11 protein-coding genes are annotated in these 12,060 nt (G+C 53.6%); 7 read left to right on the top strand and 4 right to left on the bottom strand.

The genetic code is table 11. From position 1 onward, the window contains the following. Window positions 1–7 precede the first annotated feature (7 nt). The gene (locus tag HKD31_RS11510) at window positions 8–919 is read left to right on the top strand and encodes a LysR substrate-binding domain-containing protein (protein ID WP_194265237.1); all 912 of its coding nucleotides are present in this window, start codon (window positions 8–10) and stop codon (window positions 917–919) included. Window positions 920–978: 59 nt separating this feature from the next. Here HKD31_RS11510 and HKD31_RS11505 read toward each other — a convergent pair whose 3' ends face one another. Next, window positions 979–1,167, bottom strand: a complete 189-nt coding sequence (locus tag HKD31_RS11505; protein WP_194265238.1) for a hypothetical protein — start codon at window positions 1,165–1,167, stop codon at window positions 979–981. 218 nt (window positions 1,168–1,385) lie between these two features. Here HKD31_RS11505 and HKD31_RS11500 point away from each other — a divergent pair, with 218 nt between their 5' ends. From HKD31_RS11500 to HKD31_RS11490, 3 genes are all read left to right on the top strand, one after another. Beyond that, window positions 1,386–2,477: an aromatic ring-hydroxylating dioxygenase subunit alpha gene (locus HKD31_RS11500; protein ID WP_194265239.1), complete on the top strand. Its 1,092-nt coding sequence runs from the start codon at window positions 1,386–1,388 to the stop codon at window positions 2,475–2,477. Between the two features lie 87 nt (window positions 2,478–2,564). Continuing rightward, window positions 2,565–2,732, top strand: a complete 168-nt coding sequence (locus HKD31_RS11495) for a hypothetical protein (RefSeq protein WP_194265240.1) — start codon at window positions 2,565–2,567, stop codon at window positions 2,730–2,732. Window positions 2,733–3,355: 623 nt separating this feature from the next. Then, window positions 3,356–3,694, top strand: coding sequence for an energy transducer TonB (locus HKD31_RS11490; protein WP_194265241.1), 339 nt, complete (start codon window positions 3,356–3,358; stop codon window positions 3,692–3,694). A gap of 84 nt (window positions 3,695–3,778) precedes the next feature. On the opposite strand, the gene gloA2 is transcribed toward HKD31_RS11490, so the two are convergent. Further along, window positions 3,779–4,177, bottom strand: a complete 399-nt coding sequence (gene gloA2, locus HKD31_RS11485; RefSeq protein WP_194265242.1) for an SMU1112c/YaeR family gloxylase I-like metalloprotein — start codon at window positions 4,175–4,177, stop codon at window positions 3,779–3,781. A 205-nt stretch (window positions 4,178–4,382) separates the two neighbouring features. Next, window positions 4,383–7,361: a TonB-dependent receptor plug domain-containing protein gene (locus HKD31_RS11480; RefSeq protein ID WP_194265243.1), complete on the bottom strand. Its 2,979-nt coding sequence runs from the start codon at window positions 7,359–7,361 to the stop codon at window positions 4,383–4,385. A 1,061-nt stretch (window positions 7,362–8,422) separates the two neighbouring features. Between HKD31_RS11480 and HKD31_RS11475 the strand changes: the two genes are divergently transcribed. Both HKD31_RS11475 and HKD31_RS11470 read left to right on the top strand, forming a co-directional pair. After that, window positions 8,423–9,247: an SDR family NAD(P)-dependent oxidoreductase gene (locus HKD31_RS11475; RefSeq protein ID WP_338085574.1), complete on the top strand. Its 825-nt coding sequence runs from the start codon at window positions 8,423–8,425 to the stop codon at window positions 9,245–9,247. A 256-nt stretch (window positions 9,248–9,503) separates the two neighbouring features. Beyond that, a complete protein-coding gene (locus HKD31_RS11470; protein WP_231100652.1) occupies window positions 9,504–9,779 on the top strand; it encodes a hypothetical protein in 276 nt (91 codons plus the stop codon). 9 nt (window positions 9,780–9,788) lie between these two features. Here HKD31_RS11470 and HKD31_RS11465 read toward each other — a convergent pair whose 3' ends face one another. Then, window positions 9,789–10,394 (bottom strand): nucleoside 2-deoxyribosyltransferase, encoded by a 606-nt coding sequence (locus HKD31_RS11465; RefSeq protein ID WP_194265245.1) that lies wholly within the window; start codon window positions 10,392–10,394, stop codon window positions 9,789–9,791. Between the two features lie 283 nt (window positions 10,395–10,677). On the opposite strand from HKD31_RS11465, the gene HKD31_RS11460 reads away from it, so the two are divergent. Continuing rightward, entirely contained in the window at window positions 10,678–11,910 is a 1,233-nt protein-coding gene (locus HKD31_RS11460; RefSeq protein ID WP_194265246.1) for a tyrosine-type recombinase/integrase, read from the top strand. Window positions 11,911–12,060 lie beyond the last annotated feature (150 nt).

The raw sequence follows: 12,060 nt of genomic DNA, 5'->3' as shown, positions 1-12,060 counted from the left end.
TCGCACAATGTCTTTCGAGCTTGATGATCTTTCAGCCTTCGTTGCGATTGCGCGGGCAGGCGGTTTCCGGGAGGCGGCGCGTGTTTCGGGTCTTTCGGCATCCGGCCTGAGCGAAGCTCTGCGGCGGCTGGAAACCCGCCTTGGTACACGCCTGCTTCATCGCAGCACACGCAGCATTTCACTTACTGAAACGGGCGCCCGACTGTTCGAACGGCTTTCACCAGCTCTGGCCGAGATCAGCGCCGCACTCGATACGGTCCACGCACAAACCGACCAGCCTGCGGGCACCATGCGCCTCAACGTGCCGGCCAATGTCGCCCGGACTGTGCTGCCGGGTATTCTGTCGCCTTTCCTGATCGCTCATCCACAAATCCGCGTGGACGTGACGGTAGAGGACAGTTTTGTCGATATTCTTGCTTCTGGCGCGGACGCAGGCATCCGTTATGAAGAACGTCTGGAACAGGACATGATCGCGATCCCCATCGGGCCTGCCACTCAGCGCGTTCTTACTGCGGCCGCACCATCTTATCTGTCTGCGAAGGGACGTCCTCAACACCCAAGCGAGTTGCTGGAAGACGCCTGTCTGCGTCTTCGTTTCGCCGGTGGAGCGCCAGCCATGTGGGAGTTCGAAAAGAACGGCGAGGTTATTCGCCTCGATCCTCCAGGGCCCTTACTGGTCCAACCCGGATCGGCCTGCGATCTGCTGGTTGAAACTGCTCTGTCAGGTCTGGGTATCGTCTGTCTGTTTGAAGACTGGCTGGCTCCTCACATCCGCAGCGGCGCGCTTGAGGTTGTGCTGGACGACTGGGCCACACCTTTTTCGGGACCCATGCTTTATTATTCCGGCCGCCGCCAACTGCCACCGCCGCTGCGCGCGTTCATCGATTTCATTCGTTCGCATCAGTCATTGGCACAATAAATACCGACACGATACCGAGGGGGAAGCAATCGAAGCGCTGTGAAGGAAGCCTGCATTCCTTATCGAACCAGTGAAGCCAGCCCATCAATCTTGTCGGCCAGCGCCGCAACCATGTGCTTGATCTCATCTGGTGCACCTGATTTTTCGGTCGCCGTGCTCAGACGTTCTGCATCATTCTGCAGCTCGGACATCAGTTCCTGGATTTCCGAGTCGATGACGTTTTCATCATCGTTATGATCGTGTCGCATGTTGCGCTCTCCTTTGCGTGAAAAGAGTGGAACCTGGGGAACAGGATGTCCAGCTTTCCTGCGACACTTTACTACTGCTCAAGGTGTCAGTGACTGGGGAATGATCGTAGAGTGCTTCCATTCAAATTTTAAATCAGGACCGGAAAAACGTCCTGATTTTACTCTCTATTCATATCGCTCCGGTATCCGGGAAGAATTCTCGGGAGACGTTTCCACTCATGATGCCGGTCTATCCATTTTCCGCCGTTACACAGCCCTATCCGTGCCAGCAGTGGTACATTGCCGGCTGGAGTTCGGAGATCACCAGTAGCCCTCTGAGACGACGGTTGCTTGGGCAGGATATTCTGTTGCTGCGGACTTCAGGCGGGGACGTGCAGGCATTGAAAGCCCTGTGCCCACACCGTCAGATGCCACTATGCGCAGAGCATCAGGACGGGGAACACCTGATCTGCCCCTATCATGGGGCGGTTTTTGAGACATCAGGCCAGTGCGTCAGTCTCCCCTTTCAGAAGCATATTCCCAAAGCCATGGATCTGAAGTCTTTCCCTGTCGTCGAACAGAAACCGTTCGTCTGGATCTGGGCGGATCTGGAAACACCCGCAGACATGAACCGCCTGCCGGACACGGCTTCCCTTTTTTCGCATGGCACAGAGAAACTCCTGTTCGGAACAGGCACCTGCCATGTTGAGGCGCGGTCCCAGATCGTGCTGGAGAACCTGTTCGACCAGTCGCATATCAGCTTCACGCACCCTGCAAGCCTGGGCATTCGGAGCTGTGAGGATGGTCCGGCAAAGGCCTGTTCGATGATCGAAGAACCAACGCGCCTCTGTTTTCACCATCCCCTGAAAGCTTTTCCCACGCCAGATGCCATGACCGCCTTCTTTCCCAAGCTTGGAAGCACCATGGGGATCAGGAGCCGGGCAGAACTGTTTGGAGTTTCACTGGTCGTGGCAGCCGGATCTGAAATCGTTTCCTGTGACGAAGAGGGGCATGTGCAGAACAGTACGGGTCAACTGGCGTTCCTTCATGGAATTACTCCGGAAACGGATACAACCACGCATTATCATTTCGCCATCCTACGTGATTTTGCCATGAGTTCCGAAGACATTTCGGAACAGTATGCCAGCCGGAACAGGGAGGTGATTGCCGAGGACGTACGTGTTCTCAATGTCATTGAACCCTGCCTCGATCAGACACGAGCCTGCGATGAGCCCAACTTCGTGACGGATGCAGAAGCGATTCATGTGCGCAGAAGAATCGAAAGACTGATCCTTGAAGAGGAACATCTTCGTACCAGTTCGGCTGACTGACAGCCCGACGCTGATTGGGTTTCTTTTTGTGTATATCGAACCAGCCACTGGGTAGGGATTTGAATCGCTGGACAACAGGAGGCGACCATGTTCGCTCAATCCGGCAACACGCCCATCAATCCGACAAAAGCTCCCGGTTCTCCGAGCGAAAGAGAGCCTTTCGATCCCTATCCCGACAAGAGCCCGATCATAGACGAGCCTCCGGAAGAAGATGAGGAGGTTGAAAAGGACTATGATCCCGCGAAAGGGACTTGAGCGTCCAAAACAGGGCAGCCGGCCGGCTTTCTTTTTGCTGCGAGCAAACCGCCGTTCCAAAACAGCTTTGAAGCATTGTCACCCCTGCAATGGAGATGATGATGCTCTGCCCTCAAAGTGCCAGTGAGTTGCCTAATCCCACGCCACCAATGCCACCTGACCCGCCAAAGCCCAATCCATATCCGCCACCGGGTGAAGATCCTCCACCCATGCCGGAACCTCCCAATCGGATGAACTGAAAGGAGCCCGGTGCAAGCCGGGTTTCTTTTTGTCTCAGATGAACCCCGAGCTTGCAGAACGCTTGAATCGTTTTGCAGGAGGGCAGATCATGTCCATTCCAGTTGATGAGCGCAGCACGAAGCCCATTCCGCCTTCAGAGCGTCGCGATCCAGAACCATACGACGCGAATGATCCCCGGAATGACGAAAAGCGCCCGCTGAATCCGCCTTCTCGGCGAGGAAAGGTCCACCAATATCGCATTCGGCCTCTGGGCAGGTTTCTTCCGCCATGGACGCGCCACTGAGACAGGATGACGTCTACTCAAGCCAGAAATTGTAACCATAGCTATCACAAACGATGGAAATGTATCATCCTGAATAAAGAACGATGCGCAGGAGGCGAATTTGAAGCATTTTCTATTGTTGATAGCTGTATTGGCAGCGCCAGGCGTAGCCTGCGGCCAAGAAACGAAATCCAATCCTCCGCAGGTTATGAAAAACGGACCTGTGTATCCGGAAAAACTGGTCAGGGAAAATGCCACAGGCCAGGTCAAGATGATGTTTGATATTGATAAAACCGGGCATACGGTGAACTGTCAGGTGGTTTCCAGTACAAACCCTGAATTCAACGCAAGTGCACTCGATCACTGTCGGCGACAGCGATATGCCCCAGCGACCGTAAAAGGCGTTCCCGTGGTGGAGCATCATCACCAGACAACGGTAAATTTCAGTCTGGATAATTAATTCACACGCTTCAAAGCATGGCGTCGACACGGGCCAGATCAACCCAAGGGCTGCCTTACCGTGGCCGCCGCAATCAGGGATCGCTCATATTTCGTAGAGTTCGAGCGGAAGATCATCCGGATCAGCGAAAAATGTGAACAGGCGGCCCGTATAGGGGTCTGTGCGAATTGGCTCCGAAACAATCCCATGCCGCTCTAAACGTTGCACGACCCTGACAATGTCCTGAACACGGAATGCGAGATGGCGCAGTCCGCAGGCTTCTGGTCGCGAAACCCGAGGGGGAGCCTGCGGAAAAGAAAAGAGCTCAATCTGGGCGTCACCGACCTGAAGATCGCACTTCCATGAATTACGCTCGGCCCGAAAATTTTCAGCGATGACCTTGAAGCCCAGCACATCAACATAAAACGCTCGGGAGCGCTGATAATCAGATGCGATTATAGCGACGTGATGGAAACCAATAATATCGCCAGCATCCTGCTTCATCTCATCTGCGCTCCTGAACGTCAGCCTCAACGACGATAGTGTCAGTAATTGGTAAAATCTACCATGCCAGACCGATGACGGCCATCTCCACTCATCAAACAGGTCGCAGCCAAAGAATCGCCAAGCTGAAAAATTTTTGGCAACGGAGCCTAAAAAAGGGCAGCTCTTACGAGCTGCCCTTTTTTGTTCTGGCCAGAAAATGATCTCAGAAATTCACGCCAGCCTGCAGGAAGACGTAACGCCCCATATAAAGACTACCATACAGCGCAGAAGCGCTGTTATCCGTTGCGCTGGCAACGAAAGGTGGCTTCTTGTCGAGGAGATTGTTCACGCCACCCTGGAAGTTCCAGCGGTTCCAACGATACGTTACCGTCACATCGTGGGAGAAGATCCCCGGGGTGCTGGTACGACCGTAGCCGTTGGCACGTGTCAGATCCTCGGTGCCGTCGTTCCAGCGCATGCCACCGATATAGTTCATCATGTAGGTGAAGCCGATAGCGCCATGCTGCCAGCCAACCGTGGCATAGTCACGGACACGCGGCATACCGTAACCGGATTGATAAAGCATGCGTCCGGCATAGTTGTACCATGAACCACCGGGCTCATACTGCTGAAGATAGCTGACGAGCTGCTGGAAGTTGTTGGACAGCGTCAGCACGTCATGAGATGTGATGCGGATACGGTAATCGAGGTCGAAGTCGATACCGCTTGTCTTCAGGCCGCCGATATTCTGGTACAACGCCGAAACGGAGTTGAGCTGACCCGTGCTCGAATTGCGCGTGATATCACTGCAATACGATGTATCAGCTCCCGTGTAGCACTCATCCATGATGTACTGCGTAGGCAGGTATGAGATCATGTTCTTGAGCGTGTAGTGCCAGTATTCGACAGATGCCGAGAGACCCGGAATCCAGCGCGGGGTAATCACCGTACCAAAGGTATAGGTCCGACCCGTCTCAGGTTTGAGGGTGCTGCTACCACCATAAATGGTCGGGGTCTGGCCGGAATAGGTGGAACTGAATGTGGACGTGTTGATGCCCTGCTTGGCACAGTTTGCGGCTACGGTCGCAGCCTTGGCGCCATAGGTGGCCGCCTGCACGGAGTCACAGGGATCCGTCGCTGATGCATAGCCGAGAGACTGGCCACCATACAGTTCATACACATTCGGCTGACGGTAGGATGTGCCAAGTGTTGCACGGAAGCGGATGTCCTGAATCGGCGCCCAGTTGATGGAGACCTTCCAGTTCTTTGTGCCGCCGAACGTGTTGTAGGACGAATACCGGCCCTGACCGTCAATCGTCAGATCCTTCGCGAGGAACGCATTATGCAGCAGCGTAGCCTTGCCTTCGAGATACCCTTCCGTGACGTTGAACCCGCCACCCGTGTAGGAGGCGGAGTTGGTCAGCGTCTCACCGGCTTCGACCAGCGGATCCGGATGATAGGCGAGTTGTTCGCCACGGTGTTCCATACCCAGCGCGATACCGAGATCGCCACCATTCGCCCACGGCATGTGAACAACATGGTTGTTGTTAATACGCAGGTTCAGGTCACGCATCTGGTAGTAGTAGTTCTCATGCGTGGTGTAGTTGGAATAGGCCGCAGCTGCCGAAGAAAGCTTCTCATACGGGTTGGACAGCACACATCCCGCGGATGCATTGCAGACAGACGGATCGTAGACAAGCGCACTGCTGGAATCACCTGGCGTAACCTGACGCAGGCCGTATGTTTCCAGAAGCTTGGTGTAATTTCCTACGCCCTCGACCTGGTTTGAAACCTGGTTCCAGCCATAGGTGTAGGACAGGTCGTAGTTCCAGCCGTGGGTGATTTCACCCTTGACACCGGCAATGCCAGTATAGGTATCAGAGGCAGTTTCAGTGCGGCGGTCACCCCACTCGCCCATGCGCTTGTACATGTACTGGTCTTCACCAGACGTATTGTACGGGTCGTTTGCCGGAATATAAAGCGTTGTAGGCAATGTGGACGGATAGATACTGCCCGATACTGGCTCCGGCGCCATCGTGGTCGACGAATTACGGTGACTATAATTGAAGTTCAGGTACGGCGTAAAATGACTGTTGATGTCATAATGCGCATCGAATGACAGCGTCGCGTCCTGAAGGGAGTTCGTCAGGGACTGGTCGTTGCCGTAGTTGTAGCGATCCGCGCTCGTAAATGGACTTAGCGTCCCGTTGCTGTTCGCGATCATGTCGTTGCCGCTGGTCGCACCGATGAAACGGCCTGCCGTCGGATAACCTGAGCCATAGGTAAGGGCAGAAGCATCGGAGGAGTCATTCTGCTGGACAGGCGTCGCCCAGGAGCGATTTTTCTGCTTGATGCCGCTCTGTGTCATGTAAGAGCCGGAAACCGTAACATTGCCCTTGCCATGATCAAAATTCCAGCCCTTGTAGCCGGAGATCATGCCGGTCTGGCCGTCACCCACATCAGTGATGCCACCACGGACCGTAATGTTACCGTCGCTCAGGTTATGCTTCAGCTTGATGTTGATGACGCCGGAAACAGCATCGGCACCATACAGTTCAGAGCCACCATCCTTCAGGATTTCAACACTGGCCACCTGATGGATATTGATGGTGTTCATGTCGAAACAGCTGGACTCACCGTTAATGGCAGCACGCTTGCCATCAACCAGCACCAGAACACGCTGGTAACCCAGATTACGAATATCCGTGCAACTGACACCATCCGTACCGTTGGTCTGACTGTTCGTCGTTCCTTGCGAGCCGATCGAAGGCAGACGTTGCAGATAGTCACCAAGCGTGGTGGCTCCTGTCTGTTCGATCTGCTTGCTGCTTATGATCTGCACCGGATTGGCGTTCTGGTTGTTGGAGGTGCTCAGTGCAGATCCCGTCACAACCACCGTTTCCGCACGCCCGGTTTCAATGGAGTCAAGAGCGCGATTATGACGGTTCTGAGCTGTAAAGGCGGGGGCAGGTGCCCTCGCTGCCACGGTAGAAGGAGCTGTTGTAGCAGCCGTTACAGACGGTCCGGCTTCAGTTTTGCTGGCAGTTTTAGTCGCGCTCTTTTTAAGAACAGACGCACCGTGTGAGGACGCACGATGATGCGTACTGGTCGCAGTCTGGGCTTCTGCTTTCGCAGAGATTCCCAGCCCTGTTGCGAGGATGGAAGCGCACAAAAGCAGTTCCCTGCGTCGATAAGGAATCATAATGGGCTCACTGTCAGACGATATTTTTAAGCTCCTCAGAAGTAGTTTTCCATGCGGAACCTTGTCCATCCGAAAACAAGCATGGTTAATAGTATCAAAAAATGCTGTTGCATAACTGCCATATAGAAGTTACAATAATATACATTTGATTTCTTCTCTGTTATTAATGAGAATTAAAGACATAAAACAATTTTATACAGAAATAATATTAACAATTCGAGATTTTATTGGTTTTTATCGAGAAATGGTTCGCAATCTAAAAATGTAGAAGACCGGAGTTAAGAGGAAACCTCTTAGGTCCTGAGTGATACATTTTCTGACATCGGGATCATCCACGCCGCAGTCCATGAGAGCGCCAATATGGCCTCTAATGTCTCAGTGAACTGGCACGCTGCCTTCCCGTTATGCCTGATTTCACCTTTGGCCAGGGATTTGTTGCAAGCGCAATACTCGCGGCCGAAGGCATAAAAGTCAGGGAAGAGTGTTCAGACCATATCGAAAGCAGATCGCAGAAATCGATCACGACGACACGGAATGCAATGATGGCGCCCCAGCAGGAATGCCTGAACCTCTGTCTGCAAGCGTGCTGAACTGTTGGGACGGGAACGCAAACGCATCTGGACGTCAACAGGATCACCCACAGAAAAGCGCACCTTCGATCGGAACTACCCGGAGAGCGGCCATCCACTGGCATACACGCATAGGCTGACGCGACCTTCGCCTGCCAGATCAGGGCCCGTCAGAAGAATGGGGAGATAAGGCACATTATTGCCATATAATTCCGGCACCGTCCTCACGCGGTAGCAGTCACAGATTCAATCCCTGTCGCGCCCACCATCACGGTCCTGCAAGCGCCATTCGTCCATGAAATGAAAAGAATGCCTGCACACGCTTTGCGTGCCCTTGTCACGACACCAGAAAACCATAGGACGCATACAGTTATCGCGTTATGAAGATGCAACCGCCTTTTTCAGAAAGTTGATCATGCATTTCCTGACGCCCTCAACTCTGACCTTCCCGCACACTACATGAATCCCTTTTCCCCCAGAAAAAGGATAACAGTGCCTTCATTTGCCGTCATGACAGGTGGAACGGGTGGAATTGGGTGTGAAATCGCAGGACTCCTGCTGGAGCAGGGGTGGGATGTCCTTCTGCTAACGCGCCAGCCCCGCAAGGCGGAAGAACAGATTTCCAGCAGCAAAGGGCAATTTGAAGCTGTTTTCTGTGATTTGACAGAACCATCGAATCTTCAGTCTGTCGGCACTGCAATCCGGGACAGAAATCGGCCCATCGGGCTTCTAATTCATTGCGCAGGGAAAATACAGCCTGAAGCAACCAAGGATATCACGCAGCATAGTCTTGAAGAACAGATGGCCATTAATCTGACGTCACCAATCCTCATGACCAGTCAACTGCTCCCCGCATTATCTCCCAATGGACATATCATGTTCATCAACTCCATTGCCGGTGTGATGCCCTTGCAGGGAAGCTCGGTATATAGTGCTACGAAATTTGGTCTCAGAGGCTTTGCCCGTTCGCTGGCTCTTGAATTCCGCCCCAGGACACTGAGGGTTTCCTCAATCTTTCTTGCGGCTGTTGATACCCGGATGCTTGAGCAGGAAACACAAGACGGAGGATCTGTCCTGAATTTCGTCAATCAACCCCTGTCGGCCCAATATGTGGCCAGAATGATTATCCGGACCAGCAAAGGGGCAGGACGTGAAATCTTCCTACCCAGGATAGACGGCATTTTTGCCCATGCCTGTCTGATCATGCCGTGGCTGCTGCACATCACGACGCCACTTCTCGAAAAAGTCGGACAAATCGGTTTGCGACGTTTCCTGAAACAGAAAGCCGCCGCTTCTTTCGTCGCACACAAAGAATAGCCCGCCACTGATTCGGTCCGAAGCAGAAGTATAGACTTCGCTCGATCATTTTTGGGATAAACGTTACCATTAGACAAATACCGCAATCAAAGAATGCGTGTCGTTAACAAATCAAAAACACCACAGGTTTTATCGAAAAAAAAAGAGTTTAATGATTTATTGACGAAAAAACAGAAGTCTTTTACGCATCTGTTCCTGTTTTACACTTTCGGAAGGCTGTAACGTGCCTAGTGTGACGTTGACTGATTTTCTGCAAGTGACCCAATGGTCTCCTGACCAGCTTGCACAGCAGATTGGGCGTACAACCGATGACATCCTGTGGTGGGCTCACCATCACGAGGAACTGCCCCAGCAGCTTCAGAACTGGATGACGCGGGTCGTAACGGCATTCCAGACAAAACCTCCGTCACTGGGGTACGCTCTGGAACGTCCATCAAGCTGTTCATTCAACGACGATCCTTCCATGACCGTCGTCTGCAATGTCTGTGGTCTGGCGCCACGCTGCCGTCAGGGCATTTATACGAAAAACTGATAAAGCCGCCTAAACCCTTGTGTGCAACCGCAAGGAAAGGCGCTCAGCCGCCTTCCGGAATGCCTGAAAGAAATGCCGGTGGATGGAAACCTGGCCACCGGCCATGCCAATAAAGCCTTCCACCATTCCATTCTGAAGCAGACCTTCGGAATGAACCAGCATGCCGTCAGGATCTTCCATGCTGCCTGAGGAAGGCGCATCACTTTCCTCCCGCGTGCGCAGATCCTGTTTCAGGACATCGCGCCAGTACGCCTCGACCTTTTCGGAATAAAGACGCCCGTCCACGGTGTAGGCTTCCATCGGCTTGCCCAGGCCCATCATATAGCCGATTTCTACAGCCGTTCCCGGATCCATCTCCGGGGAACGGCGGAACGGGTCGATACAAAACAGACCGGCAGCACAGCGATCCATCAGATCACGATCTGCACGAACAAACGCAAGAATGGTTTCGCGACCAGGCGGCAGGAGGCGCGCCTCGGCCTGACCGTCAAAGGGCGCAACGCCATCCAGGCCATACTCTGCACAGATCGATTTAAGTTGTGCGAAAAGGGTGAGGGCTTCCGGACGGAACACCAGATCGCCCGCCAGATAAACTGGAACAAGATTTTCTGACATAGATCCAAGCCTCTACACGGTCTCCGACCATGAAGAAAGCCTGATAAGACAGACCCATTCAATGGGTGAACGGACAACTGCCCGAGAACCTGAATTTCATATTTTCTTTGGAATCGCGCTGGCGGAGGGGATGTCCGCCTAACCACAGGTTCAGACTGTATCCTCAAAACCCGTAAGTAACTGTATAATATGGAATTATTATAGGACCTATCCCTGAATGTGTCAGATTGACCCGCTTGAGCCCATGTTTTAAGAGGGGTTTAAAGGCGGGTATAAGAGCACTATGAGCAGACTAGCCCCTAATCAACTGACGGCTCGCAGGGTCGAGACATGGAAGTCTGGCAACCTTTGCGATGGTGGGGGCCTGTGGCTGATTGCAACCCCCACATCACGCGGCTGGACATTCCGGTTCACAAGCCCCGTAACCGGCAAGCGTAGAGAGATGGGCCTAGGTTCTGCCTATGACGTTCCTCTTGCGACAGCGAGGCAACGCGCCAGTGAGGCCCGCTTGTTGCTTGCAGAGAAGATAGACCCACTCGACCGCAAACAGGAAATCGACAAGGCCCGTAAGCTGGAACAGGCGTTAACCCTGACGTTCGAACAGGTCGCCCGGCGCTTCATCACGGAACAAGCATCAGGTTGGAAAGACAAGAAGGCCGAACCGATATGGCGGCGTTCTCTCGAGCAGCATGTGTTCCCAGTTTTCGGTGACAGGCCGGTGAGCAGGGTATCCACAGAGGACGTGCTGAACGCCCTACGTCCAATATGGGATAGCAAGACAGAAACAGCCTCACGGCTTCGGTCCCGCGTTGAACGTATCTTAGGGTACGCCAAGGCTCATGGCTGGTGCGAGGGCGAAAACGCCGCCCGATGGCGCGGGCATCTGGATGCTATTCTCCCACCGCCGAGCAAAGTGGCGAAGGTCGAGCATCATGCGGCGGTTGAGCGCAAGGATATCGGCAAGGTAATGGCTTCTCTTGCGGCATCCGATGGACTCGCAGCCAAGGCAGTCCGTTTTGTCTGTCTCACGGCAACACGCTCCGGCGAAGTGAGGGCCGCAACATGGAATGAAATCGACCTGCAATCGAAGGTCTGGACCATTCCCGCCGAGCGTATGAAGGCGGGAAGGGAACACCGTGTTCCCCTTACCGATAGCGCACTGGCGATCTTAGAAGCCGTCACAACCCTACGCGACCCTGAAAATGGTGATCTGGTATTCCCCGGTCAGAAGGCGGGCAAACCACTCTCGGACGTGGCGCTATCCAAAGCCTTGCATCATGCGGCAGGGACAAAAGGTGTCACGGTCCACGGCTTACGCTCGACATTCAGGGATTGGGCCGCAGAGGAAACACACTACCCGCGTGAGGTTGCCGAAATGGCTTTAGCCCACGCCATTGGGGACAAGGTAGAAGCCGCTTATCGGCGGGGCGATCTGTTCGAAAAGCGGCGGCAGATGATGAAAGAATGGGAGAGAGCCTCTAGCGGGTTATGCCACACAGAGCATCAAGCGGGTTAATATATCGCGTAATCCCCACCTTATCATCGACCCACTTGTCTAGGTCGTGTTGACAAAAGGTCTATACGATCATCCTGAGATCTGATTCACTGGTTGCTTCTACGAAGGCGATAAGGTGAAGCGGGGATGGCACGAGGGGATCTGACGGAT

The sequence above is a fragment of the Gluconobacter potus genome, assembly GCF_015244705.1.
In the GTDB taxonomy this organism is placed as follows: domain Bacteria; phylum Pseudomonadota; class Alphaproteobacteria; order Acetobacterales; family Acetobacteraceae; genus Gluconobacter; species Gluconobacter potus.
Note: the sequence above shows the minus strand (reverse complement) of the source record. Positions and strands in the feature narration are given on the sequence as shown.